Origin of the sequence: Acinetobacter sp. YH12072 (genome assembly GCF_013419565.1) — a bacterium.
Lineage (GTDB): Bacteria > Pseudomonadota > Gammaproteobacteria > Pseudomonadales > Moraxellaceae > Acinetobacter.
The window spans coordinates 207181-232875 of record NZ_VOZV01000001.1; the positions used below are offsets into that span (position 1 = coordinate 207181).

The 25695-nt window shown below is 42.2% G+C and carries 22 protein-coding genes; 12 read left to right on the forward strand and 10 right to left on the reverse strand.

What is annotated here, in order from left to right; all coding sequences use genetic code 11:
• Positions 1-17: 17 nt before the first annotated feature.
• Genes FTU19_RS01035 through FTU19_RS01050 form a run of 4 tightly spaced genes read right to left on the reverse strand, consistent with a single transcriptional unit; the run spans position 18 to position 4821 of the window.
• The gene (locus tag FTU19_RS01035) at positions 18-1109 is read right to left on the reverse strand and encodes an ABC transporter permease (RefSeq protein ID WP_180129922.1); all 1092 of its coding nucleotides are present in this window, start codon (positions 1107-1109) and stop codon (positions 18-20) included.
• Positions 1106-2248 (reverse strand): ABC transporter permease, encoded by a 1143-nt coding sequence (locus tag FTU19_RS01040; protein ID WP_125278445.1) that lies wholly within the window; start codon positions 2246-2248, stop codon positions 1106-1108. The genes FTU19_RS01035 and FTU19_RS01040 overlap by 4 nt, the downstream gene beginning before the upstream one ends.
• Entirely contained in the window at positions 2249-3328 is a 1080-nt protein-coding gene (locus tag FTU19_RS01045; protein ID WP_166137716.1) for an HlyD family secretion protein, read from the reverse strand.
• Between the two features lie 11 nt (positions 3329-3339).
• Positions 3340-4821: a TolC family protein gene (locus FTU19_RS01050; RefSeq protein WP_180129925.1), complete on the reverse strand. Its 1482-nt coding sequence runs from the start codon at positions 4819-4821 to the stop codon at positions 3340-3342.
• A 436-nt stretch (positions 4822-5257) separates the two neighbouring features.
• Here FTU19_RS01050 and serC point away from each other — a divergent pair, with 436 nt between their 5' ends.
• On the forward strand, positions 5258-6340 hold the full coding sequence (serC, locus tag FTU19_RS01055; protein ID WP_166137710.1) for a 3-phosphoserine/phosphohydroxythreonine transaminase: 1083 nt from the start codon (positions 5258-5260) through the stop codon (positions 6338-6340).
• Between the two features lie 57 nt (positions 6341-6397).
• On the opposite strand, the gene FTU19_RS01060 is transcribed toward serC, so the two are convergent.
• Positions 6398-6538, reverse strand: coding sequence for a hypothetical protein (locus FTU19_RS01060; protein WP_004784652.1), 141 nt, complete (start codon positions 6536-6538; stop codon positions 6398-6400).
• Positions 6539-6939: 401 nt separating this feature from the next.
• On the reverse strand, positions 6940-7872 hold the full coding sequence (locus FTU19_RS01065; protein ID WP_159124053.1) for a hypothetical protein: 933 nt from the start codon (positions 7870-7872) through the stop codon (positions 6940-6942).
• 249 nt (positions 7873-8121) lie between these two features.
• Here FTU19_RS01065 and FTU19_RS01070 point away from each other — a divergent pair, with 249 nt between their 5' ends.
• Both FTU19_RS01070 and FTU19_RS01075 read left to right on the forward strand, forming a co-directional pair.
• Positions 8122-8607 (forward strand): YaiI/YqxD family protein, encoded by a 486-nt coding sequence (locus tag FTU19_RS01070; protein WP_159124052.1) that lies wholly within the window; start codon positions 8122-8124, stop codon positions 8605-8607.
• Between the two features lie 15 nt (positions 8608-8622).
• Positions 8623-9516, forward strand: coding sequence for a DMT family transporter (locus FTU19_RS01075; protein ID WP_180129927.1), 894 nt, complete (start codon positions 8623-8625; stop codon positions 9514-9516).
• Between the two features lie 20 nt (positions 9517-9536).
• On the opposite strand, the gene FTU19_RS01080 is transcribed toward FTU19_RS01075, so the two are convergent.
• On the reverse strand, positions 9537-10100 hold the full coding sequence (locus FTU19_RS01080) for a PilZ domain-containing protein (protein ID WP_180004111.1): 564 nt from the start codon (positions 10098-10100) through the stop codon (positions 9537-9539).
• 26 nt (positions 10101-10126) lie between these two features.
• Between FTU19_RS01080 and FTU19_RS01085 the strand changes: the two genes are divergently transcribed.
• The 3 genes from FTU19_RS01085 (at position 10127) to FTU19_RS01095 (ending at position 14582) form a co-directional block, all read left to right on the forward strand.
• On the forward strand, positions 10127-11362 hold the full coding sequence (locus tag FTU19_RS01085) for a lipoprotein-releasing ABC transporter permease subunit (protein WP_034170943.1): 1236 nt from the start codon (positions 10127-10129) through the stop codon (positions 11360-11362).
• Positions 11355-12038 (forward strand): lipoprotein-releasing ABC transporter ATP-binding protein LolD, encoded by a 684-nt coding sequence (gene lolD / locus FTU19_RS01090; protein WP_159124049.1) that lies wholly within the window; start codon positions 11355-11357, stop codon positions 12036-12038. The genes FTU19_RS01085 and lolD overlap by 8 nt, the downstream gene beginning before the upstream one ends.
• An 84-nt stretch (positions 12039-12122) precedes the next feature.
• Positions 12123-14582: a DNA internalization-related competence protein ComEC/Rec2 gene (locus FTU19_RS01095; RefSeq protein ID WP_180129930.1), complete on the forward strand. Its 2460-nt coding sequence runs from the start codon at positions 12123-12125 to the stop codon at positions 14580-14582.
• Here the strand turns inward: FTU19_RS01095 and FTU19_RS01100 are convergent.
• Positions 14571-15545, reverse strand: coding sequence for a lysophospholipid acyltransferase family protein (locus FTU19_RS01100; RefSeq protein ID WP_004784636.1), 975 nt, complete (start codon positions 15543-15545; stop codon positions 14571-14573). The genes FTU19_RS01095 and FTU19_RS01100 overlap by 12 nt on opposite strands.
• 127 nt (positions 15546-15672) lie before the next feature.
• Here FTU19_RS01100 and sppA point away from each other — a divergent pair, with 127 nt between their 5' ends.
• Both sppA and FTU19_RS01110 read left to right on the forward strand, forming a co-directional pair.
• On the forward strand, positions 15673-16695 hold the full coding sequence (gene sppA, locus FTU19_RS01105) for a signal peptide peptidase SppA (protein ID WP_004784634.1): 1023 nt from the start codon (positions 15673-15675) through the stop codon (positions 16693-16695).
• Complete coding sequence (locus FTU19_RS01110) at positions 16692-17495, forward strand: alpha/beta fold hydrolase (RefSeq protein WP_179992668.1); 804 nt, start codon at positions 16692-16694, stop codon at positions 17493-17495. Before sppA ends, FTU19_RS01110 begins: the two co-directional genes overlap by 4 nt.
• Positions 17496-17558: 63 nt before the next feature.
• Here FTU19_RS01110 and purN read toward each other — a convergent pair whose 3' ends face one another.
• Both purN and purM read right to left on the reverse strand, forming a co-directional pair.
• Positions 17559-18188 carry a phosphoribosylglycinamide formyltransferase gene (gene purN / locus FTU19_RS01115; protein WP_180129931.1) on the reverse strand — a complete coding sequence of 210 codons (630 nt, stop codon included), beginning with the start codon at positions 18186-18188 and terminating at the stop codon, positions 17559-17561.
• 6 nt (positions 18189-18194) lie between these two features.
• Positions 18195-19265: a phosphoribosylformylglycinamidine cyclo-ligase gene (gene purM / locus FTU19_RS01120; protein WP_034170936.1), complete on the reverse strand. Its 1071-nt coding sequence runs from the start codon at positions 19263-19265 to the stop codon at positions 18195-18197.
• A gap of 135 nt (positions 19266-19400) precedes the next feature.
• Between purM and cxpE the strand changes: the two genes are divergently transcribed.
• The 4 genes from cxpE (at position 19401) to FTU19_RS01140 (ending at position 25683) form a co-directional block, all read left to right on the forward strand.
• Positions 19401-20621, forward strand: a complete 1221-nt coding sequence (gene cxpE, locus FTU19_RS01125) for a chloramphenicol efflux transporter CxpE (protein WP_180129934.1) — start codon at positions 19401-19403, stop codon at positions 20619-20621.
• A gap of 15 nt (positions 20622-20636) precedes the next feature.
• Entirely contained in the window at positions 20637-21341 is a 705-nt protein-coding gene (gene hda, locus FTU19_RS01130) for a DnaA regulatory inactivator Hda (protein ID WP_180129936.1), read from the forward strand.
• A gap of 121 nt (positions 21342-21462) precedes the next feature.
• Complete coding sequence (gene rbtA / locus FTU19_RS01135) at positions 21463-23262, forward strand: rhombotarget A (RefSeq protein ID WP_159124041.1); 1800 nt, start codon at positions 21463-21465, stop codon at positions 23260-23262.
• 9 nt (positions 23263-23271) lie between these two features.
• Positions 23272-25683: a CSLREA domain-containing protein gene (locus FTU19_RS01140; protein WP_180129939.1), complete on the forward strand. Its 2412-nt coding sequence runs from the start codon at positions 23272-23274 to the stop codon at positions 25681-25683.
• Positions 25684-25695: the final 12 nt, after the last annotated feature.

The following is a 25695-nucleotide window of genomic DNA, read 5'->3' on the forward strand; positions in this document are numbered from 1 at the left end:
ACTGAATAAATCCATATCTAAGAACGTGGGCGTAGCCGATAATAGCCTAAGCTCATACAGATGATGCCGATCACCAATAGATAAGCAAGCTTTCCTAGAATCATATAAGTAGGCACGCCCATCTGATTGAGTTGAATAAACATCTGCACAATTTGGGTCGAGGGTAAGGCTTGCCCAATGAGTTGGACCCAGACTGGCATGGCAGCATGCGGCCAGGCGACTCCTGAAAGCATAAAGAGAGGAATCGAAGTAAAAACAATGATATGACCGGCTCGTTCTGGCATGTCCAGAAAACTGGCGAACAGCACTGTGATACCGATCATGCAGAATACAAAGATGGGTACAGCCAGCAGCATGCCCCAGAAATTTCCACCACGGGGATAATCAAAATACCAGAAAGTAAAACCAAACAGGTAATAACAGCCCAGACAGCCAATGGTCAGAATCGCCAAACTGATGCCACTTAAGGTGGTCAGATTAATCACCTGTCTACTTTCTCGATACAACGCAATTAACATACTCAGGCCTAGAAAAATAGTCTGATGAATAATCAATGGCGCAACAGCCGGAAACACATAGCTGCCATAGCCAGAAAGCGTATTAAATAATGGAATCTGGTGAATGGATAGGGCAGGAGAGAAGTGTGAAATCTCGCTAAAGCGTTCAGCATATTCACTTAAGGTATTTTCTACTGAAGAGACCAAGCCTAAACCAATCTGTTTGGTAATTAAAAAGTTAGCAGCACTTAAGTACAGTCCAATCCCGCCATTTTCACCATGCCGGATAGATTGAGAAAGATTATCTGGTAATAATAAAATCCCGTCAGCTTTTTGAGTTTCCACCCAATATTTAGCTTCAGCAAAATTTCCAGTCACCGCCTTAATCTCTATATTCGGGCTTTGGCTGACATGACTGATAATAGTATTGGTTAAAGCACTTTGCTCTTCATCGACAATAATAATCGGCAAGGCTTCTGCCTGTTCAGCTTTATACGCCGTTGGATAAAAAAAGCTGTAAAACAGAACCGATAAAATTAGGGTGGTAAAAATACTGGTATTGCTAATAATGTCTTTAAAAGTTTGGCAATAAGCTTTCCAGAGTGATTTCATGGTGACACTCCTTTGGCTGTTTTTTTGAGAAAGACATAGGCCAGCACAGCATAAAGCACGACATAAATGACGAGCACGAACATCGGTTGCAGTGAAAGAGAGAGCGGACTGCCAATCACCCATTGCTCCGTCTGTAATTTGGCATAGGGTGTATAGGGAATAATATTGGCCCAGAACTGGGTGAATAGTGGGGCATTATTAAGGGGCAAAGTCACCCCAGCAAAACTGAGCGATGAACCACCATAAACTGCTAGTAGACCAAAAGATTTGGTCAGGTCCTGAGTGGCCAGAACCACCGCACTACTGATAAAGGCATAGGCACTATAGAACAGTATTTGCGCCAGAAGAATTGGCCATAATGACCCGGCAATAAACCAGCCGCGAATTTCGACCAGCCAAAACATCCAAGCCCAGGTCCAGCAACAAAATATTGCTACATAAACCAGATTTTTAGACAGCAGTGCCGACCACAAGTTTTGTTGGGCAATCCAATGACTAACAGTATGTCGTTTAATTTCCTGACCCACAGCAAAAGCCACACAGCAACATAACAGCAAGTGCAAAATTGCCGGCACCATGTAAGGTTCCAGATAAAATTCATAATTCAGCTGCGGATTATACAGTGGGGAAATTTTAATATTCGGTGTAGGTGCTTCCAGATAGGGGAGCGTGTTGCCCAGATACTGCTTGCCGGTAAATTCAGCCAGAGCCTGCAAGGTGCTAAGTAGCATAGCCGAAGAAATGGTATTCCCGATACTAAAATAACTCTGATTAAAAGCAATACTAATTTCAGCATCCTGAGCTTTGACCAGTCGTTGCTCGGCTCCGGCAGGAATATGAATATAGCCCCAGATTTTATTTTCGTTTAATAGCTTTTCGATTTCGACCGTTTGATCAGAAATGGTATGCACTTGTAGGGTATGATTCAAAGATAAATGATCATAAATCTTGCTGCTCAGGCTACTTTGATCCTGATCAATAATGGCGACTGGTAGATGATCCGGTTTGCCTTTGGCAAACATGCTGCCAAGTAAAATCAGAATACAGGCTGGGGCGAGCAGAACCAGAGTCAGATCACATTTCTCTCTGCATAAATAGCGTATTTCACGCTGAATACCCGCCCAGAATCCAGAAGCCATTTATTTTGGCTCTTTCAATTTAAACAGCACGCTCATGCCGACTTTTAGCTCAGGCATTTCAGTGACTGGCACAAGATGAACTTTAAAACTGCGGACATCATAACCACCGGTTTGGCGCGTGGTTTTAATGGTGGCAAATTCACCTTCAGCACTAATATTTTTTACTTTAAAAGTGGCTGATTGATTCAGTGCCGGAATAAAACCTTCAAGCTGTTGCTGTTTACCTAAAGCGGCATATTGGTCTTCACGAATATTCAGGCTGATCCAGCGTTCTGCCGAGATCAGGCTGACCACTGGCACTGCGGTTGCCACCAGCTCAGTGGCATTTCCATAGGTTTTGGAGACGGTACCATCAATCGGTGCCAATAATTCAGTTTCTGCTTCTAGTGCATTGGCTTCAGCGACTGCTGCACGGGCTATATCGACCTGAGCATCTGCAGAACTTTTCTGTTCTGGTGTACTGCCGCGTTTAGCCCGGGCATATTGCTGATAAGCAGCTTCGGTCATTTGGGATGCAGATTGTGAAGCTGCAAACAGTTCATCTCGGCGCTGGCGGGAAATGACGCCCTCCTTAAACAGGTTAGCTCCACGTTGATAGGAAGTTTTAGCGAGTTGCTCCTGTGCTTTTAGTGACTGCCAGTTGGCATACAGAGAAGCGATATTTTCTTCCTGAGAACCACGTTCTGCGGTGGACTGAAGTGCTAATGCAGACTGTAAAGTGGCTAAAGCCTGCTGCTTTTTCGCCTCAATTTCAGGACTATGTAATTTTACGAGCGCCTGGCCTTTCTTGACGTTATCGCCTTCCTGTACATAAATCTTTTCAATCCGGCTTGGAACTTTAGTGGCCACTTGAACGGTTTCTGCCTCAACCCGGCCTTGTAGCTCGATTTCTTTGGGTTGATAGGTTTTCCATAGGCCAAACCCAATCAAAGCAAGAATCACTGGAATTAAAGCTAAAAGCAGATATTTTTTGCGCGATTTTTTTTCTGTGCTTTCAGGATTATCTGGCTCTGATTCACTGTAATTGATTTCTGAAGCCGGTTCATCAACAGGATGTTCTGGCTTTTGCTCATCTGTCATGTCTGGCTCCATTAACGAATATAGTGGGTATTGGCATGTTGCATGTAATTTGGAAATTCAACAATTGAGCCATGGCTCTGTAATAAGGTCGCAAGAGACATCACATATTTAAAAGCATTTAATGCCATTTCTGCTTTTAAACTGCTGAGCATGTTTTGGGCATCGATGACCTGAGTGGCTGTCCCGACATCTTCCTTAAAGGATAACTCCTGAATACGCAGATTTTCCTGAGCTGCTTTCAGATTCTGCTGAAGTAGAGCATCACTTTGCTGGGCGCTGACTGCTTCACTAAATGATTTATAAATCAAGTTTTCAATCTCTTGCTGGGTACGCGCCGTCATGAGTTCAGCGGCATAGCGTTTCAGCTCAGCAGCCTGAATATTTTTATTTTTATCAATGCCTGAGAACAGGTTATAGCGTGCAGCTACACCCACAATCCAGTTTTGATGTTGATCCAGGCTATATTCACCAAACGCAAAAACATTTGGCTTTTTAGCGGCCTGCTGGGCTTTGACATTGGCTTTGGCCAGCTCGGTATCCATCTGCATTTTTTTGATCAGAGGAGAGTTCTGACTAAAACTGCTGAGCAGAATATTCACATTTTGGGGTTCAGCACGATTCACAAATAAAGGTGTGCTTAGCTCGGTGATATTGCTATCCAGCAACAGATTATTTAGCTGAAATAGGGCAGCATTCAGATTGACTTGGGCATTTTGTTGTGCGCGTTCAGCATTGTTGCGTGCCACTTCGAACTGCATGCGTTGACCTTTACTGATAAAACCCTGCTGTTCCAGCTTCAGAGCATTACGATAATGTTGTTGCATGGCATTTGAATTAAAGAGTGCTGCATCCAGTAACTGTTTTTGTAGTTGAACATTAAAGTAAGACTGAATCAGTTCAAAACGCTGCGTGTCCTGTTGCTGCTGATTGCTAAGTTCGCTACGTCCTGACTGAATATTGGCAATTTCTTTGGCGCTACGGGTGAGGCCTCCGGTATATAGTGGCATCATCACGGAAACAGTGGGACGAATCACCTGATCTTCAAGGACGACATTAGACGTATCCGGAATCAGACCAACTCCGCTATGAATAGTATTGTTAAGTCCTTCACGCAGTGGATCAGTAATACCTGCAGGTAGATCCACACCATTACTGGCTTCCCACTCATTAAGCCGGCCATTCACGCCTTGAGAGAGTGAATTTTCCAGATTATTTTTAAACTGCTTTAATGGAATATCGACTTCACTATGAAAGGCATAGGCACGAACATTCAAGTCAACACGAGGTAGGCCAATACCTTTGACAGCTTCTGCTTCAAGTTTTGACGCTTGCTCCAGACTTTGAAAAGCCTGGCTACTATAGGAACGTTGCAACAATTGTTGTTCTGCATCCTTAAAGCTGATGCTTTGTGCATAAGCAAAACTGCCATACATCATAGATGCAAGCACAGTCAGACCCCAGCAGACACATTGTTTATTTTTCTTCATATTCATAAAGTGGTAATGTAAAAGTCACATTAATTCAGTCTAAGCTGCATTATAAATCAAGTGCTTGCAGTGCAGGAATGGGTTAAGTTGTAGTATTGTTGTAATTTGAAACAATTCACTTCTCAAGTTTCAAGCTGATAGTTCTATGTCACTCTAAAACTTGAGCCGAGTTTAAATTCATTTTTCAATTATTTTATATTAGCGGCCGATTCAACATCTTCTAAGCATTGGATGAGATTGAATATTTTTAGCTGTACAATTTCTCATAAATGAAATCACCGAGTTAGAACAAAAAAATCAAAGATATTCAAATTATCCCTCGAATCTAGATTGGTTTTTTGACTCTATCTTCATTCTTGGATAGAAATAATTTTGTGCAAGCGGCGTCCAGATATGGTTAAATGCCATCATTTTATTGTGTTTCACTCTGAAAGGAAAAATCATGCGCGCGTACAACTTCTGTGCTGGTCCTGCTGCATTACCTACTGCCGTACTTGAAAAGGCTCAAGCTGAAATGCTTGACTGGCAGGGCAAAGGTCTTTCGATCATGGAAATGAGCCACCGTAGTGCAGACTATGTTGCAGTTGCGGAAAAGGCAGAAGCAGACCTTCGCAAACTCATGAATATTCCTGAGAACTATAAAGTACTGTTCTTGCAGGGTGGTGCATCTTTGCAATTCTCGGCAATTCCATTGAACTTGCTGGGTAAAAACAACAAAGCTGACTATATCCGTACCGGTATCTGGTCTGAAAAAGCATTGAAAGAAGCTAAACGCTATGGCGATATCAATGTGGTTGAAGCAGGCATTAAAACTGAAGATGGTAAATTAGCGATTGCTGATCAAAGCACATGGAATCTTTCTGATGATGCCGCTTATGTGCATTATGCAGATAACGAAACTATTGGCGGTCTGCAATTTGCCCATGTGCCAGAAACTGATAAGCCACTCGTATGTGATTTCTCTTCAAGCATTCTGTCTGCACCGATTGATGTTTCTAAATTCGGTCTGATCTATGCCGGTGCGCAAAAGAATATTGGCCCTGCAGGTTTAACACTGGTTATTATCCGTGAAGATCTGCTTGATCAGGCTAAACCTGAAATTCCAAGCATCCTGAAATATGCAGATCAAGCGAAAAATGGTTCGATGGTCAACACACCATCAACTTATGCATGGTATCTATCTGGTCTGGTATTTGAATGGTTACTGGAACAGGGCGGTGTAGACGCGATTCATAAAGTGAACCTGCAAAAAGCTGAATTGCTTTATGGCTATATCGATTCTAGCGACTTCTATGCAAATCCGATTGCCAAAGAAAACCGTTCAATCATGAACGTTCCATTTACCTTGGCAAATCCTGAACTTGAAAAACAGTTCCTGCAAGAAGCAAAAGAAAACCATTTGCTTAACCTTGCCGGCCACCGTTCAGTAGGCGGTATGCGTGCCAGCATTTACAATGCCGTACCGTTAGAAGGTGTACAGGCATTGGTAAACTTCATGGATGACTTTGCTAAACGCAATGCTTAATTCCTGAGAATTAAAAAACCCGGCAATTGGCCGGGTTTTTTTATCATTTAATTCGGGTTAAAAAACAAAGTTATGTAAGATATAGCCGCAAATGAGCATACCCAATACGAAAAATAGGCATGACATCATATCAAGCTGATAACGCGAGCCAAGATGATGCTCAACCTGCTGTAAATTTTCTTCTTGAACGATTTTCATAGATATTTATTATCCGATCTATTTATCGTAAATGATTATTTGTTGATCGTATTTTTACCATAAAAAATTGATTAAATAAAGTACATTCTTAACTAAACTTCATAAAGTATTAATTTTATTTAAATAACTGGCCTCAATATATTCATAAAAATAGAACTATTATATTAAGTCATTATTTTTATAATGTTTTTAATATGATTATTCAGTTTAAGATAACATTGAAAATGAATTTATTTGAATTTAAATCTGTGGATAAATCTATTTTTAATAAATTCAAAATCCATTAATTCTGATTTCAATTGTGGATAAAAAATAATCAGAATTGAGAGAATATCGCACTAAAATAAATAAAAAACAGGAGACTCATATAAAAATATGAGCCTCCGATCTGGATATTCAGCTTAAGCTGCTTTTCGATAGATATTGGCCTGAATCCACAGATTGCCCCGAATATATTGACCAATCTGGAAATCTTTATGCTTGTCATTGCGGGTGGCTACACGGATCAAGGTAGCCGGCTGGCCTTCATCATGAATCAGGGTAACATCATAGAGCATGTAGTCCTGATCCATAAATTGCATTGAAGTTTTACCGACAATATTGCCCTGGAACCAGGCTTCATCTTCCTGACCCATGGTCTCACCATAGAGATAAGCGACCATTTTGGAGAAATCAACCGTTACCGGTTCTTTGTCTTCTTCAGATTTCGGCTCCCAAGCATCGATCTGTTCCTGTAAATTATCCGGTGCAACACCATTATTTTCCGCAAGAATTGCATTCAGGGCACGGTGATGTTTGATAGAGGCAGGATCATCCACGACTAAATGTTCATGGTCAGTCACCACTTCCAGTTCATAAGCCCAGGCATTTAAGTTGACGATATAAGACTGGTCTTTTTCATAATGCGACCGGTTGACGCTGTACAGCGTATCAAAGGCATAGATGATATTGTTGGCACCCAGATTGAGACGCAACACAGCTTGAGTGTCGGATTTACAAGAAATAATCCGGTCAATCGTGGCTTTCACCTGGTAGGGACTGTCAAAACCCGGAAATGCGGTTTTCACAGCCTGTGGCTTGTTATTTTCTACGGCAATCACTTGGCTTAATTGTACCGCAGCTTTGCTCGGTCCCTGAATCAGCCAGGTGGTTTCATCCATATCGCATTCTTGTGTACACAAGCCCATCGGCATTACAGGTGCGTCAAGGGCTTTGCCTAACCACTGGGGAACATCTGTGCCTGGGTTTTCAGTAAGCAAGGTCCAATGTTCGACATGACTACCGAAATTCTGATCATCAATAGTGATGATCTCTGGGCTATTCTGTTTTTTCATATGCACAATTGATCTTGGATGACTTATTTATAGTTAATCGAGGGTCATTACGATTTTTCAAGTCACTCGAATGAATTTAAAAATTAAAATGCAAATCATGTGAAGTCAAATATTTTTCTAGTTGTGAGTGGCTGACTCATTTAATACGGTTGAGTTGAGTATTTAAATACCAGGATATTCGGAGAAAGAGCAGTTTTAGGCATCAACCTGCATCCTCTGATTTGCTACACTAGTCCAAATTTCTCCCTTATGGAAAGCTGTGTGTTGCCATTCAAACTTTGGGTCGATGCAGATGCATTACCTCGTATTCTGAAAGATGTGATTATCCGTGCCTCCGATCGTTATCAGCTTGAAGTCACTTTTGTGGCTAATCAGCCGGTAGGGATTACACCGTCGATTCGTATCAATTCTATTCAGGTGATGAGCGGGGCAGATGCGGCAGATCAGGAAATTGTTGACCGTATGAAAGAGCATGACATTGTGGTGACGCAGGATATACCCTTGGCTGCTCAAGTCATCGAGAAGGGTGGTATCGCGATTCACCCGCGTGGTGAAATCTATACAGTGGCTAACGTCAAAGCACGTCTGCATTTACGTGATTTTATGGATACCTTGCGTGGTGCCGGTGTGCAAACTGGTGGCCCACCGCCGATTTCTGAACGTGATAAGCGTGAGTTTTCCAGCTCTCTAGATCAAACCATTCAAAAACAGAAACGTAAAACTGCGATTAAATAAAAAACGAGATTAAGTATGCCCCCAAAAAGTAACCTGATGTTAACCTATGCCTTGCTGGTTTTCATCTGGTCCACCACACCGCTCGCGATTGTCTGGAGTGTGGAAGATTTGCATCCAATGTGGGCATTGGCGATCCGCTTCTTTTTGGCTTTGCCTCTGGCCTTAGGATTATTGTGGTTATTTAAAACCAGATTACCGTTTGATCGTGTTTCCCTGCATAGTTACTTGGCGGGTGCATGCAGTTTTATCGGCTCGCAAATTTTTACTTACTGGTCTACGGATTATTTAAGTTCTGGCATTATTGCCTTAATGTTCGGCTTGGCACCCCTAATTTCAGGTCTGATTGGGCGTTTTGTCTTTCAGATGCAACTTTCGCTAAATCAATGGCTGGGAATGGGAATTGCTTTAACCGGACTTTCGGTGATCTGTCTAGGCGATGCAGATCAGCATATACAGCCAATTGGAATCGTGATCGCTTTGGTTGGGGTATTAGTTTATTGTGTATCCATGTTCTGGGTGAAGAAAATCAATGCGCCAATTGATCCTATGGCACAGGCGGCCGGTTCGATTGGTTTGTCAGTCGTTTTTTCTCTGGGTATGTTGCCATTTATCTGGCAATACGCACCCACTGCTATGCCACATGCCAAGTCCTTATTTGGTCTGGTATATGCGGTAATTATGGCATCACTGATTGCGATGTTCTGTTATTTCAAACTGGTACAGAAGATTAAGCCGACGACCCTATCTTTAACCACCGTTCTGACACCAATGCTGGCCTTGCTGGTAGGTGTATTATTGAATAATGAAAAATTGCCGCTCATTGCTTTGGTGGGTGTAGTAATTTTATTGTTCGGCTTAGTGGTTTATTTCGCTAAAGAAATTAAGGCGAGCTATAAAGCCCGCCTTTAATAAAAAGATAGATGCCAGTCTTAAGCAAAGCTGGCTTTCACACATTCGCCCAGTTTGACGCGATCCTGAGGATGCAGGGTAATGAAATAAGCACCCGTACGATATTTCCCGTTTTCTTCTGCACGACTGTAGGCCACCTGAGCGGTTGCCGCGATGTGGAAGAAGTTTTCCGGGTGACTTAAAGTCACATGCAGATAGGTGCCTTCGCTAATCGGCTGATCACTAAAGAAGCTAAAACCGGTCTCTGAAAAGTTCACATGTTCCGGTACAGGTAACATGCTTTGTACAATTGCGTCATACAAAGAACCGGTAATAAGGTTTAATTTTTGGTTGAATAAGGATAAGATTCGAGCAATTTGTTGATCTTTTTCAGATAATTGTTCTAATTCGTAGTTAACAGCATGATCAAATTGATCTAGCTCTGCAAGTAGTAGAAAATAGCGGGGCAATACGAAATTAGCATCGTAAGGATCATTCAAGGCAACATCATCGGAAATAATCTGATAATTGATTCGTAAAGCAGCATCGATTCGAGACATGACTCGTCTTTCAGTGAATCCGTTTGGATGCTGTACATTTTCCATAATTTATTACCTCGGACTAGATGGTTATGTTCAAACCAATCTCGCTGTATATAGGGTTGAAATATACTCGCGCACGGCGTAGTAACCACTTCATTTCTTTTATCGCATTGGTCTCAATGATCGGTCTCACGCTCGGTGTAGCAGTCCTCATTACAGTTTTGTCTGTCATGAATGGTTTTGACCGAGAGTTGAAAAATCGCGTCTTGGGGATGGTTCCTCAAGCCACTGTTTCTTCGACGCAAATTCTAACAAATTGGCCTGAACTTGCAAAGCAGATTGAGCGGCATGAACACGTTCAAGGTGTGGCTCCTTTTACCCAGTTACAGGGGATGCTCACGGCTCAAGGGCAAGTTGCCGGAATTATGGTCAGCGGGATTGAACCAAAGTATGAGAAGAAAGTTTCGATCATCCAGAACCATATGGTCGAGGGTAGTATTGATAACCTGAAAAAAGGTGAATTTGGGATTGTTTTAGGCAAGCAGATGGCAGATGCCATGGGCGTAGGCTTGAACGATAACATTACCTTGGTTCTACCTGAAGCGACGCCTTCACCAGCAGGTGTCGTACCCCGTTTTAAACGCTTTAAAGTGGTCGGGATCTTCAGTATCGGTGCAGAAGTTGATTCGATGATGGGTTATATTGCCTTGAACGATGCTTCAACCTTGTTACGTTTGCCAGATGGTGCTCAGGGCGTACGTATGAAGCTGGATGACATTTTCGCAGCGCCTCAGGTTTCTCAGGAAATTGTGCGTGACTTACCGGGTAACTTCTATGCCTCTGACTGGACTTATACCCATGGTAATCTGTTTAGTGCAATCCAGATGGAAAAAGCGATGGTGAGCTTATTGCTATTCCTGATTGTCTTGGTCGCAGCATTTAATATCGTGTCTTCACTGGTAATGGTGGTCACAGATAAAAAATCCGACATCGCAATTTTACGTACTTTGGGTGCTTCACCTGCCACGATTACCCGAATCTTTATGGTTCAAGGTACTGTGATCGGCGTAATCGGAACTTGTGCGGGTGCCATTCTCGGGATTATTGCCGCCACCAGTATTAGTAGTTTTATTGGCTGGTTAAACAATTCACTTGGCCTGAATATGTTTGATGCTTACTTCATCAACTATTTACCTTCTTATCTGCGCTGGCAGGATGTGGTCGTGATTGTAGGTCTGTCACTTGCTTTAAGTTTCCTGGCCACTATTTATCCAGCATTCCGTGCTGCTAAAATTCAACCGGCGGAGGCATTGCGTTATGAGTAATCTGGTTCTGGATGCCCAAAATATCGAGAAATCTTTTACAGATGGAAAATCTACGGTTGATGTGATCAAAGGGATTTCATTGCAGGTAAAGGCCGGGGAATTTGTTTCTATTGTCGGTTCAAGTGGTTCCGGTAAAAGTACCTTGTTGCATATTCTGGGAGGATTGGATCGTCCTTCTGCCGGACAAGTGATGGTCAATGGCCGCCGTTTTGACAATTTATCTGAAGCAGAACGCGGCTATGTCCGTAATGAAAATTTGGGCTTTGTATATCAATTCCACCATTTATTGCCAGAGTTTACTGCACTAGAAAATGTCGCGATGCCTTTAATGCTTCGTAAAAACGTCAAGTTTAAAGAGGCTAAACAGCAGGCAGAATACTTACTGGAGCGTGTTGGATTAACCCATCGTTTAACCCATCAACCGGGCGAACTTTCAGGGGGCGAGCGTCAGCGTGTAGCACTGGCTCGTGCCGTGGTGACCAAGCCGAAGTTAATGATGGCAGATGAGCCAACAGGTAACTTGGACCGTAAAACAGCCGATAAAATCTTTGAGTTGCTGACTGAATTACGTAGTGAATTCAATATGGCCATGTTAATTGTGACCCATGATGAACAATTGGCACATTCGGCAGACCGGATTCTACATATGCGTGATGGTCTATGGATGAATGACTAATTACAGAAATAATCTTCTTTAATTGAAGCTCACTTCGGTGGGCTTTATTATTGCCTGAAAATAATAATAAAAAAGAAAATCTTCATGTTGCAATGGCTGTGTCTGGGCTGGATTTTAGGCCTTGCCAGTATGGGAAAATCTTTTCTGAATATTGAGTTGAATTCAATCTCAGTGATATTTCTTGCTGTGCTCTTTTATTTCTGTAGTTCCAAGCTCAATACTGTTCTGAAAAAGCCCTTACATAAAGGATTGCTGGTAAGTACCTGTATTCTACTCGGGACATTTTGGGGATATGGTTATGCCAATCAACAGCTCAGCCAACGGCTATTGAATGTCGAGCATGAAGTACTGCAGAAAGACATTATCGTTTATGTCAAACGCTTGAATAAACTCGGTGAACAATCCATCCAGCAGCCTTTGGAAGTATTAAACCTCGATGGACGCACCGTAACCTGGATGGGTTTTCTACCTAAAACCTCATCGAATACTTCACAACTATCAGCGAATCATGAAAATAATGCACTTGAACTGGGGCATTATTACCGGCTGCAAGGGCAGGTACGTCCTAATCACAGTTATGCAACGCCCGGTGCTTTTGATGCTGAAAAATGGGCACTGCAACAGAATATGATGGCAGGTTTCCGGATCAAACAGATAGAGCAACTTGATTCAGCTACTGTTTCTACACTGGGGTATAGTCAGTTTATTCGAGAGCAAAGAGCTTTAACTCAGCAATTTCTACTTTGGGTAGAGAAGAAGCGGCTGCAATTAAGAGAGTTCATAGCACGACAACCTGTACAAAATAAAGGTTTGCTTCTGGCTTTGCTCACCGGAGATGAAAGCCTTTTAAATCCTGCAACTGAACAGCAATTTCGACGTATGGGTATGAGTCACTTACTGGCGATTTCCGGACCACATGTGCTGATCTTTGCCCTGATGGTCTGTACTATGCTTCGGCTACTTGTCGCACGAAGTATGCCTCAGCTTTATCTAAGATGGCCACGCCAGTATTTTCTGGCTTTACCTTTTCTGTTTTGTGTGGTGCTGTACTGTGCCTTTGTGGGTTTTGAAATCCCGGCAATCCGCACTCTGCTGATCTGTATGATTGGTGTCTTCCTCATGCTGCTTCGACAAAATCTGCAGGCTTTAAAACTTCTGATTCTGAGCGCCGCCTTACTGTTATTCATTGATCCCTTTAGTATCTTGTCCGCGGCTTTCTGGCTATCCTATGGGGCCTGTTTTGTATTGCTCAGAATTTATCAGACCATTCAACAGCGACCATCCGAGCAAAATCAGACAGCAATACAAAAACTGTATTTTGCAGCTAAAGCGCTAGTGGAATCACAGTGGAAAATCTTTCTCGCTTTATTTCCTTTAATGATGCTGTTTTTTAAGCAGATTGCCTGGATCACACCGTTCAGCAATTTGGTCGCAATTCCCTGGATCGGTCTTTTGATTGTACCGATCGATATTATGGCAGCAATTCTTTTTTTTATCGCTGAACCGGTCTCAAGCATGCTATTTCAGCTGAATGATCTGTTGCTGAATATCCTATTGGGATTCTTAAATCTGCTGAATCACTGGTTTAAACCGCAGTTAATACCAGTTGCGATGAATCTCTGGATGATTGGCCTATGCATCCTGTCTTTGCTGATTTTATTCTTACCACGAGGCGTATTGCCAAAATCCTGGATAGCTGTCGCGGCAGTACCAGTTTGTATTCCTCAACTCTATCATCCGCCATTTCAGCTTTCGGTGCTGGACGTTGGGCAAGGGCAGGCGATATTCCTTCGTTATGGAACTCATAACATGATGATCGATATGGGTGGTTATTATGATGAGGAAAAATTTAGTATTGGGAAGCAGGTAATCATGCCATTTCTGTCGGTACAAGGTGTTTCTCAACTGGAGCAGGTGATTTTAACGCATCTGGATCAGGACCATAGTGGTGCTTATCACAGCATTAAAGACCAGCTCAAGATTAAGAATATCTATGCCAATGAAGTGACCGAAACTGCAGCCTCTTCAAACTTTCAATTATGTTATCAGGGACAGCGGTGGCAATGGCAGAATGATGTGCAGATTAAGGTCATTGCACCAAAACTAGAACAATTAAATACTGCTAATTTCAATAAAAATGACCTGTCTTGTGTAGTGTATTTGCAGCTCAAAGATGTCTGGCCTTATCAGAATTTTCTGCTGATGGGAGATGCAGGTTGGCAGACTGAATATCAGTTACTCAAAGACTACCCCGATTTAAAAGTGGATGTCTTGGTCTTAGGCCATCATGGCAGTCAGCACAGTTCAGCTTATCAATTCTTGCAGCACTATCGTCCTAAACTGGCGATTGCGTCTGCTGGAAAATTTAATCGTTACGGGCATCCAAGTCAGTTGACTCAACAGCGTCTCAAAGAATTGGATATTCCTCTATTGACTACAGCAGAGCATGGCAGCCTGCATTTTCATCAGCAAGGAACTCAAATCATTCTAGAAACTGAAAGAAGTCGCTGGAAATGGTTACAAAAACAAAATCTAACTGACTGATTCTAGAGATGGTTCAACAGCAGCCAGATTAGAAGTTCTTAACTGGTTCACTTTGGACAAAGCTTGGTTATGATCAAGCTTATAAATATTTCCCAGATCTTCGTGAGCTCTAAAGCGTTTATAGCTCCAGTGATAATGTTCAGGATGACGCTGAATCAGGTTTTCAATCGTGTTGATGATGATGCCTGTACCTTGATTAGCATCTCCCTGATAAATTTTTTCATCTATGGCCTCGATATGAATATCAAAGCCAGCATTCTCATTACGCAGGGCATAAAGGAACAGCGCACGGGCTTTGGTTTTCTGGATCAGCTTGGCACTCAGATTGCTGGTAGCTAGAGGAACACCAAAGTAAGGAATATATTCACCGCCAACGTTGGGTGTATGATCCGGCAGAATGACAGTGGTGCCACCTTGCTTCAAGGCTTTGAAAATCTGTCGTACACCAGACTCATCTGTCGGCACCAGATTGGCCTGTTCGCGGCTGCGTGCTGCACGAACAAATTGATCCGCTGCCTGATTTTTTACAGGCTTATACATGATGGTCATTGAAGTGAATTGCGCAACATAGGCATTCATGATTTCCCAAGTGCCAAAGTGCGGCACAATCAGTACCAGACCTTTATTTTGTGCCAAGGCATCATGCAGTAAATCTTCGCCTATAACTTTATGCACTCTCTCAATATTTTTCTGATTACTCGAACCCCAAATACTGAAAAATTCGAAATAAGACATCAGTTCATTGCGAATCGCGGCACGGGTAATCCGTTCTCTTTCCTGTGTCGACAGTTCAGACAAACTGATCTCAAGGTTCAGGCGAATTACATCAGAAGTTTTAGAAACTTTAAAAATATTAACGATTAAGGCAAGAATACGCGCAATCCATCGGGAAACTGAAAGCGGTTGGCGGCTAATATATTTGAGTAAACCGTAAGCTGAATTCTTTGAGCTGCGTTCAGTCATTGAGTTGTAATATTGATAAAATAAAAAAGAATAGCACTTATTATAGGCGAAAACGGTTTCTTTAGACAGAATTACCCTTTTCGGTGTATATAATGGGTTCAATATAAATTAATTTATTGGATTATTTATGTCCGATTGGCCACCAAAACCTGAAAATCAAATACAAAATACGCAACAACCAGTTCAACCGACTGGCCCAGAATGGAAACTGCTGGAAAAAGCGGTTTTAGCTTCAGTAGAAGAGCAACGACGGGCACGTCGCTGGGGGATCTTCTTTAAATTTCTGACCTTCGCTTATCTGCTGGTTGTCATTCTTGCGCTGGGTAAAGGCTGTAGCATGAGTGCTTCTGATCCAAGTGCAGGCGCAGGTGCACACATTGCTGTGGTTGATATTATTGGCACGATTGCCGCAGACAAGCAAAGCGTAAACAGTAGCAATACCATCAAATCACTCAAAAAAGCCTTTGAAAACAAGCAAAGTAAGGCTGTCGTTTTAAATATTAATTCACCGGGTGGTTCACCAGTCCAGTCAGATGAAATCTGGCAGGAAATCCAGTATCTGAAAAAACAGTATCCTGAGAAAAAACTCTATGCCGTGATTGGTGATACAGGAGCTTCTGGTGCTTACTATATTGCATCCGCTGCAGATGAAATCATTGTCAATCCATCGAGTCTGGTCGGTTCAATTGGTGTGATCATGCCGAACTATGGTGTGAATAACCTGCTGCAAAAACTTGGAGTTGAAGACCGCACCATGACTTCAGGTGAAAATAAAGCTTTGCTGTCCATGACACAGCCGGTTGATCCTGCGCAAAAAGCGCATGTACAAGGTGTGCTGGATAATGTGCATGGTCACTTTATTAATGCTGTAAAGCAGGGACGTGGAGCTAAATTAAAATCGACTGATCCTGCTATTTTCTCAGGTCTGTTCTGGACCGGTGAACAGGCGGTGAAATTGGGTATTGCAGACCGTATTGGCAGTTTAAATACTTTGAAGCGTGAACTAAAAACTGAAAAAGCACTGAACTACACTATTGAATATAGTCCATTTGAGTCAGTACTGGGTCGTATGGGTTCATCGATTGGTGAAGGAATTGCAACTTCAGTGGCACAGAAACTTCAGTCAGAAAATAAAACGACCTTACAATGAAACCCTTGATTCATTTTGCGCACGCCAATGGCGTGCCATCTAAAGTCTATCAAAAGCTGTTTGAAGGACTACAAGATGATTACGATATTATCTATGTGCCGTTATTAGGGCCTGATAAGCGTTATCCGATTGATAATCACTGGAAAAGTCTGACTCAGCAGGTGATTGACAGTATTGTGCGCCAATCTCATGGACGTCCGGTAATTGGTTTGGGGCATTCATTAGGTTCAGTCCTGAGTTTTCAGGCCTCCTTACAGCGTCCGGAACTTTTTTCGCAAATGATTATGCTTGATCCGCCGATGATCATGGGCAAAGAAGCCTTTGCGTTGCATATTGCAAAAACTTTTCGCTTAAAAGCACTGGACCAGATGTCACCTGCAGGTTTGTCGAAACGCCGTCGTGATCATTGGGAGTCTCGGGAACAGGCAGCTGAACTGCTACGACCGAAAGGCTTTTATCAGGATTTTGATGCAGATTGCTTCCAGGCTTATATTGACTATGCCTTAAAGGATGATCCGGTTCGAGGTGGAGTTGAACTCACCATTCCTAAAATGGATGAAGTGAATATCTTTAGAACCAATCCATCGCTATGGTGGTTACCTCAGGCAAAACCAAAAGTACCAGTACATCTGGTGGTTGCCAAGAAAGGTCCATTTTTGGCGCGCAGATTTCCGCAGCAAGTGCAAAAGAAATTTGGCATTCCATTTACAGTAGTAGATGGTGGGCATATGTTCCCATTAGAGCAGCCTGAGCAAGTAGCGAGTCTGGTCAAACAACTGATTCAGCAACTGTCTGCTTAAAGTTCACCTCATCTAAAGAAATAAAAAAACGCATCCGAGGATGCGTTTTTTATATTTGGACTTTTAGAATTTGCAGAATTGAACAGGTTCTTGCATTTTTGCATTACGATACAACACACCTTGTTCAGTATGTTGAATTGTCCCATTACAGATCCATTCTACCACTTGTGGGTAAATCAGATGTTCCAGTACATGTACCCGCTGAGCTAAAGTGTGAGCCGTATCTTGATGCGATACTTTTAACACACCCTGTGCTAAGGCTTGGCCGGCATCCAGTTCAGGAGTGACATAATGCACTGTACAACCATGCAGAACATCACCAGTATTCAGGACACGCTGATGGGTATGCATGCCTTTGTAATGTGGCAAAAGAGAAGGGTGAATATTCAGCATTTTCCCTTCCCAAGCTTTCACAAATTTTTCACTTAAAATTCGCATAAAGCCCGCAAGTACGACCAGATCGACATCCCAGTCCAGAAGCTGCTGATGCATGACATCATCAAAAGCTTCCCGGCTTGGATACTGCTTATGTTCAATGACTGCAGTCGGAATTCCTGCTTTATGAGCGCGCTCTAAAGCAAATGCTTCAGGCTTGTTGGAAAGCACCCCGACAATTTCTCCTGACAGATGGGCATCTATCAGGGCTTGCAGGTTCGATCCACTGCCTGAAACAAGTACAGCAATTTTAATCATGCGAAATTACGCGAAGATCACACGAATTTTTTCGTCTGCACCTTCAACAGATTCAGCATTATCTGCAATGTGACCCATTGCCCATGCTTTCTCACCCAAACCGTTGAGTAACTCTACAGTTTTGTCTGCTTCGGCTGCATCAACAACAAGAACCATACCTACGCCACAGTTAAAGGTACGATACATTTCAAACTGTTCTACACCGCCTTCGCGTTGAAGGAGTTTGAACAGCTCAGGCCATTCCCAAGAAGATTCATTTACGACTGCTTGAGCACCGTTTGGTAATACGCGAGGCAGGTTGCCTGGTAAACCTCCACCCGTGATGTGTGCCATCGCATGTACATCAACCTGTTTTAGCAGTTCAAGAATAGATTTCACATAAATGCGTGTTGGTTCCATTGCAACATCTGCAAGTGGACGACCATCAACGATTTGATTCAGGTCAACATTTTTAACTTCAAGAATTTTACGAAGCAACGAATAACCGTTTGAGTGTGCACCAGAAGATGCAACACCAATGAGTACATCACCCGCTTTTACTTTAGAGCCATCAATAATTTTGCTTTGCTCAACTACACCGACACAGAAGCCTGCAAGATCGTAATCTTCACCTTCGTACATGCCTGGCATTTCAGCAGTTTCACCACCAACCAGTGCACAGCCTGCAAGTTCACAGCCAGCACCGATTCCTGTTACAACATTTGCAGCCACGTCCACATTTAGGTGACCAGTCGCATAATAGTCCAGGAAGAACAGTGGTTCAGCACCACAAACGAGAAGGTCGTTCACACACATTGCAACCAGATCTTGACCAATGGTGTCATGACGGTTCAAATTCAGTGCCAGACGTAATTTTGTACCAACACCATCTGTGCCTGATACGAGAACAGGTTCTTCATAACCTTTAGGGATTTTACAAAGGGCGCCGAAACCGCCTAATCCGCCCATTACTTCAGGACGTTTAGTACGCTTAGCGACGGACTTGATTCGGTCGACTAACGCGTCTCCCGCTTCAATATCGACACCTGCATCTTTGTAGCTTAAACCAGTGTTTGGGGTAGAAGTTGAGTTGCTCATAATGAAGTCTCCGCATTCGCGCGGGGGATTATAACCTGAATATGCAAAACTCTTATGGTATTTATGCCCTAAAATGCTATCTTTATTAAAATATTTTACTTTTTATAACGATTAATAGAGAGAAGGCGAAACTTTATGGTAGATCGCACATTGCGTCGCGTGTTTATCCTAGCTGGGATAGCTTTGTTGTTGTGGATTCTATATTTACTAAAACCCGTTGTAATTCCATTTGTTGCAGCGTTTTTAATGGCTTATCTGTTCAGCCCGCTGGTAGATAAACTGCACGATATCGGTCTGCCGCGTTGGCTCTCTATTAGTATCGTTTTTACTGGAATCGGGATCGTTATGATCTTGGCGATCTGGTATCTGGTGCCGTTGATCTGGCAGCAGCTGATTTATGCGCGTGACAATATACCTGCGGTCATTGGCTGGATTAATTCAACCTTTTTGCCATGGTTGTCGAATACCTTCAATGTCGTTGAAATGGAAATTGATACCACACAGATTTCTGATGTGGTCATGGACTATGTGCAAACCAATTATAGTGCTGACAGTATTCAGGCCTTCCTGCTACGCCTTGCACAATCTGGAATTAACTTCTTGCAGATTGGCGGTACGATTGTCCTGATTCCAATTATTGCATTCTATTTCCTGCTGGATTGGGATCGTATGCTGGAAAGCTTACGCCGCCTGATTCCACGTCCTTATGAACAAAGTACATTAAGAATCGTCGGTGAATGTCACAGTGTACTTGGAGCTTTTGTGAAAGGGCAGTTTCTGGTGATGATTCTGCTGGGAATCGTTTATGCGATTGGTTTGCAATTGATTGGTCTTGAAGTCGGTTTGATTATCGGTATGGTGGCAGGCCTGGCCAGTATTATTCCTTATCTGGGCTTTGCTGTCGGTATTATTGCGGCTGTGATTGCAACTTTCCTGCAATTCGGGATCGACTGGTGGCAACTGGTTCTGGTTGGTGTGGTCTTTATGGTCGGTCAGGCGGTAGAAGGTTATGTACTGCAACCATTCCTGCTTGGCGATAAAATTGGCTTATCACCAGTAGCAGTTGTATTTGCGGTACTGGCGGGTGCTCAACTGGCGGGTTTCATGGGAATGCTGATTGCTCTCCCAGTTGCAGCGGTAATTGTGGTTCTGCTCAGACATGCACGTGAATATTATGAATGCACATCATTTTATGGAAATCAGGCAGTCGTCATGAATGATCCGGCTACAGGTTCCATAAGCGTAGAAACTTCAGACTTAGATGTTGATATTGAAATGAAAAAGTCAGAAGCAAAACCACTGCAAGAGGGAAAGAAATCAAGTAAGATGGATGTACCTCTTCATAAAGACTCATAAGGCCATCAGAATCATATGCGTCAATTGCAGCTAGATATAGAACCTCAACTCGATGCTCGAATTAGTGATTTTTCGGGCCCGGGATGGGGTCATGTAATTGACGCAGTCCGACAGCTGCATGCAGGCCTAATCAGCCGCTTTTATGTGTATGGCGGAGCTGGAACAGGGAAAAGTCACTTACTCTCTGCCATTTGTGATTCTTATCTGGAAATCGGTAAGACTGCTATACAGGTGTCTTTGCTGGAGCTTCTGGATGCGCCTACTGAAGCCATTACTTCGCTGGACCGGTTTGACCTGATCGCACTGGATGATATTGAAGCCATTAGTGGGGTTCCACACTGGCAACGCGCCGTTTTTCACTTGATTAATTATAATGATGGAGGCGGTGGTCAGCTGGTATTTTCTTCCCGTTTTGCACCCATTGAGTTAAAGCTTGAATTGCCTGATTTGCAGTCCCGACTCACGCAGGCAGTTAGTGTCCGTGTCCCAAATGGCAGTCTTTATGCGGACCGATTTGCCTTGGTATCCTCGGTATTGGACCGACGCGGTATTCATCTTGATCCACAGATTTTTGATTATTTGCTAAATCACGGACCACATCAAACTTCCGTGCTTCTACAAACATTAGAACAGATTATTCAATTACTTAAAGGCGAAAAGCTGAAGGTCAGCAATGCTAACCTGCGGCAGATTTATGCATTAATTGATGAATATCGTTAAATTATAAAACATCTTGAGTAATTACTCAGTCTATGCGAAAGTAAGGCAAAATAATTCGTTGTTGCAAGGAAGATGCAACTTTAGAAGAAAAAGAAAGAAATAAAAAATTAAGGAGAAGGGTATGCTCAAGAAGAGCATAGGCATGGCTTTGCTATGTATGGCGGGGCAGGCATATAGTGCAGAAATTATTGTAACTACCACAGAAGATATTGAAAAAGATGACAAGGAATGTTCACTTCGAGAAGCTGTTGAATATGTGAATCGTGGCCTGGCTAAAGAAGGTTATATGGGCTGTGGTGGCGAAAATGCTATTGGCACCATTATCTTAAAAGAAAAAACGACCTATGTACTGAATAAGCATATCCCGATCAAGAAATCAGTAACGATTAAATCTATCGCAGAAGTAGATGGTGAATTTAGTAGTACCGATAAGGTAATGGGGTTATATAACGCTCATATTCAAATGAAAGGGACAGATAATCTCTTCCGTATTAGCAATGATGAAGAGCTGATTCAAGTCAATTTAAAAGAACTCGACCTTGAAGGTTGCGGTAAAAGCAGCTGTGCCGAACAAGGTGGCCTAATTCATAATAAAGGTAAATTGGTGATTGATTACAGCCGCTTATACAAGGGAGCTGCGAGTCAAGGTGGTGCCATTTATAATGTGGGGAAATTTGGCCAGAATCTGATTGCTTTTGCCGAAATAAAAACCAGCCTGATTGAAAATAATCAGGCGCAACAGGGTGGCATACTCTATAGCCAGCTTCCATACTTTCTGGTTTATCAAAGCGTTTTAAAGAATAACCAGACGCTGAATAATAATGCTACCAATATTTATACAGCGGGCCAAGTCGATAATCCTGCCGATATTCAATCCATTAATGCTGAAGTCCTAAGCAGTACCCTGTTAAAAAATAAGGGAGCACTGATCAATGTGATTGATGGAGTGGGAATCAATAACCTGACAATAGTGGACAATACAGGTACAGCACTACGTATTAGTGCCCCGAATGGTAAAGCCTATGTGGCGAACAGTATTATTTTAAGAAATGGTACGCAGGATTGTCAGATTGAAACTACGGATAAAAGTACGATTCACAATAACCTGGTAACAGCATCTTGTGGTACAGGTGATGCTGCGTATCCAAACCAGATCTGGACAGGTACTCGCTTGTTTGCAGAGGCTTCAGATCAAAGTGAAGGTGTTTGTCTAAATTTAAAACAAAATAGCGATGCTATTCTATGTCCTTATAGCGTTCCTAAAGATCAGTTCTTGGGCTATCTACGTCCTCGTATCCTGTTGAATTATAATCAGGTTAGTGATTCACCGATTGTAAATAGAGGGACTAGCTACAATAGCAGCAATCCTTCAGTCAGCTGTGAGGCGTCAGACCAACGCGGTGTAGACCGTTTACTAGATAACTTATTTTGTGACCGTGGTGCGATTGAAATTACAGTTCCAACATCTACCAGTCTGGTTGGACAGGATCTTCTAAAAGGAGAGACTGCAAAGTTTTCAATTGAATCTGCTTTAGGAGATAGTGATTTAATTCCTAAAGAGCAATGCAATAACATTATTGGAGAGAATCCAAAGGGTGAGCCTTGGCAAGATGGCTGCTTACAGGTTATCCAAACCAAAACTGTTTCCAAGGGCAAAACAGTCATTGATATTGATGGGAATGTTGTTTATACCCCAGATTCACAATGGCATGGTGCTGACATTTTTGAAATTCAGGTAGTTACTTCCTCTACACGATTTAATAAGTCTAAACCTTATCTGGTTTTAAGTACCCAGATTGTACAGGAACCTAAAAATGAAATGAAAGACAAGTCTGTGAAGACCTCGGGTGGGGCATGGGGGATTGCTGGCTTAATGGGCTTGATAGGGTTGATCGGCCTACGTCGCAGATTAAAAGATTAAGGAAAAATCATGAAAAATTATAAAAAAGGACTGCTTGCAGCCATGATTTTATCTGCCATGAGTTTAATGGCAGCCGAAGATAAAACCATATATGTCACTACATTTGCTGACGAGGATGGGGAAAATACCAGTGCCTGTTCCTTGCGTGAAGCCATTAAGACAGCCAAGCTGGATAAATCCTATGGAGGATGTAATGTTGGCCGTACATTGCGTAATGACGGTTCCGCTCCAGATGTCATCCAACTCGAAGCTGGGGAATACAAGCTCAATAGTGAAATTATTGTTGAATCCCATGTCAATATTTTGGGAAAATCACCCTTCAATTATACTCAAAGAAGTCCTATTACCTTTTTATATCCAACACGTGAGGCTTTAACAACCACCATTTCAGGCCAAGGGAAAACCCGCTTATTTAATACGGTCGCTAGCCAAGCCAGCATGGTGGTAAATGGTGTCATCCTGAAAGATGGTTATGCTGCAAAAACCAGTCTGGATAAAGGTAATGGTGGAACATTTTATGTCGCCGGTCCTCTAAGCCTCGTGAATAGTGAAATTGTAAATTCACGAGCGGCTGCAGAAGGGGGAGCAATTTATGCAGTGGCGATGAATAATGAAAAAATTATCAAGATTCAGGATTCCTTAATTCATCAGAATAAAGCAGCTACATATGGCAGTGTCTTGGCCATGGATTGTGTGGGGAATTTGGGCAGTACAGAGACCAAGCTAGAAATTAGCGCAAGCAGCATTGTCAAAAATGGTTCTACTGATACGGCCAGTATTCTGGACTTCTGTGGTTATGCCAAAGCTGATATTAGTAACTCTACGATTGCAAAAAATACGACCAGTACTACAGGTCATATTTTCCGAATGGCCAATGAAATCAGCCGTCCATTAAGTTCTTTCTTCACTTTTAGTGCTATTAATAACACGATTGTCGAAAATACTGCTCGCTCAACCATCTTTTATGACAATACTGGTAATTCGAGTCTGGCTTATAATGTATTAGCATTTAATCAGGGATTGTCTTGTGAATATGCCTTGAATGGTGGGAATCCAAGTAAAGAACAGGATGTAGATTTATTTACTGCTTATAATGCGATTCATACAAGTGGTTCCTCACGCTGTATATTACCTGAACTGGCAGAAAACAGTGTTTCAACGAATATTGATGTATCCAGTAATCAGATCACAGATCTGTTAACTCCTTATATCGAACCTTCTGTAAATAACCGTTATTTAGGGATGTATTATCCTATTGATCGACAATCGAATACGGATCTGGTCAATATCGGTACAGAAAGTTGTGAAGAAACTGATCAGCGTGGAATTGAGCGGTTGACTAAGGTAACATTGTTATTTAATCCGGACGCAAAAAATTCCTGTGAAATTGGGTCGGTAGAAATCCGGCGCTTAACTGCAGCAGATATTTCTGGCCTAAAAAATAGTTCTTTAACAGAGTTGCTGGATTATTATCAGGAAAATATTGATGATATTAATTCTATTCTGGCCGATAAGAATACAAAACCTGAGGAAATACAGGGCTTAAAGGAAGAGCTAAAAGAATATGAGGATCTTTTAAAATATACCAAGCAATACCAGAAATATCGTGCCATATACGTTAATCCATTTAGTTTGGTCATGCCTCAAGAAACTTTAAATAATACTCAAGTACAAGCTAAAGCATTAAATTCACAAAATTATGAAATTACAGTGCAATCTTTAGGTGTAGGGTCTTTATCTGGATCAGGCAGTTCATTAATTGTTCAAGGTGCGCCGAATGACCCAAATTTAAAATGTGAATGGAAGCCTGACTTAAACCGTATCATGATGTATCGTACTGATGGCAAAGTAACCAGTCTCTCGGATACGGAGTATTGCCGTTATACAATTAAAGACAAGCAGACAGGTGCCAGCAGTACAGGTATTTTGCAGGGCGCATTTGTAAATATTAAACCGATTGTAAAAAATGACGAATATAGAATTAGCGCAGAAAACAATCTGACCGTGACTGTGAATCCATTAGAGAATGATAGTGATGATGGTGATGGTCCACGGATGAATGGCAAGGCTGCTTTCTATCGTGATAAAGATGGTCGTGAGATTCCAATTCGTATTGTCAAGCTTCCTGCTGGAGTAATCCTTTCTGCAGAGCGAGAAGGACCATGCCCAGGGAATTTTGCAGGTGAAACCTGTTATGGTGGAAAATTGACTTTTAGTGTGAAAAATACTTTTAGTCAGTCAGATTATGATATGCAGTATCATGTTTTTGATGCAGATGAGTTGATGTCAGATACAGCAAGAATTAACTTAAAAAATACGGCTAAAAATACCAATACATCATCAAGTGGTGGTGGTTCATTTGGAATTTGGGGATTGTTCGGATTATTAGGTCTGGCAGGATATCGCCGAGTTAGAAAATAATTGCAGCATGAA

Coding starts and splice junctions, on each gene's coding strand:
- FTU19_RS01040 (WP_125278445.1), bottom strand. CDS start 2,248: ATGGCTTCTGGATTCTGGGCGGGTATTCAGCGTGAAATACGCTATTTA.
- lolD (WP_159124049.1), top strand. CDS start 11,355: ATGAGTAATCTGGTTCTGGATGCCCAAAATATCGAGAAATCTTTTACA.
- FTU19_RS01110 (WP_179992668.1), top strand. CDS start 16,692: ATGAAACCCTTGATTCATTTTGCGCACGCCAATGGCGTGCCATCTAAA.
- hda (WP_180129936.1), top strand. CDS start 20,637: ATGCGTCAATTGCAGCTAGATATAGAACCTCAACTCGATGCTCGAATT.
- cxpE (WP_180129934.1), top strand. CDS start 19,401: ATGGTAGATCGCACATTGCGTCGCGTGTTTATCCTAGCTGGGATAGCT.
- FTU19_RS01075 (WP_180129927.1), top strand. CDS start 8,623: ATGCCCCCAAAAAGTAACCTGATGTTAACCTATGCCTTGCTGGTTTTC.
- FTU19_RS01060 (WP_004784652.1), bottom strand. CDS start 6,538: ATGAAAATCGTTCAAGAAGAAAATTTACAGCAGGTTGAGCATCATCTT.
- purM (WP_034170936.1), bottom strand. CDS start 19,265: ATGAGCAACTCAACTTCTACCCCAAACACTGGTTTAAGCTACAAAGAT.
- FTU19_RS01100 (WP_004784636.1), bottom strand. CDS start 15,545: ATGACTGAACGCAGCTCAAAGAATTCAGCTTACGGTTTACTCAAATAT.
- FTU19_RS01080 (WP_180004111.1), bottom strand. CDS start 10,100: ATGGAAAATGTACAGCATCCAAACGGATTCACTGAAAGACGAGTCATG.
- FTU19_RS01035 (WP_180129922.1), bottom strand. CDS start 1,109: ATGAAATCACTCTGGAAAGCTTATTGCCAAACTTTTAAAGACATTATT.
- FTU19_RS01070 (WP_159124052.1), top strand. CDS start 8,122: ATGGAAAGCTGTGTGTTGCCATTCAAACTTTGGGTCGATGCAGATGCA.
- purN (WP_180129931.1), bottom strand. CDS start 18,188: ATGATTAAAATTGCTGTACTTGTTTCAGGCAGTGGATCGAACCTGCAA.
- FTU19_RS01095 (WP_180129930.1), top strand. CDS start 12,123: ATGTTGCAATGGCTGTGTCTGGGCTGGATTTTAGGCCTTGCCAGTATG.
- rbtA (WP_159124041.1), top strand. CDS start 21,463: ATGCTCAAGAAGAGCATAGGCATGGCTTTGCTATGTATGGCGGGGCAG.
- sppA (WP_004784634.1), top strand. CDS start 15,673: ATGTCCGATTGGCCACCAAAACCTGAAAATCAAATACAAAATACGCAA.
- FTU19_RS01140 (WP_180129939.1), top strand. CDS start 23,272: ATGAAAAATTATAAAAAAGGACTGCTTGCAGCCATGATTTTATCTGCC.
- FTU19_RS01065 (WP_159124053.1), bottom strand. CDS start 7,872: ATGAAAAAACAGAATAGCCCAGAGATCATCACTATTGATGATCAGAAT.
- FTU19_RS01050 (WP_180129925.1), bottom strand. CDS start 4,821: ATGAATATGAAGAAAAATAAACAATGTGTCTGCTGGGGTCTGACTGTG.
- FTU19_RS01085 (WP_034170943.1), top strand. CDS start 10,127: ATGTTCAAACCAATCTCGCTGTATATAGGGTTGAAATATACTCGCGCA.
- serC (WP_166137710.1), top strand. CDS start 5,258: ATGCGCGCGTACAACTTCTGTGCTGGTCCTGCTGCATTACCTACTGCC.
- FTU19_RS01045 (WP_166137716.1), bottom strand. CDS start 3,328: ATGACAGATGAGCAAAAGCCAGAACATCCTGTTGATGAACCGGCTTCA.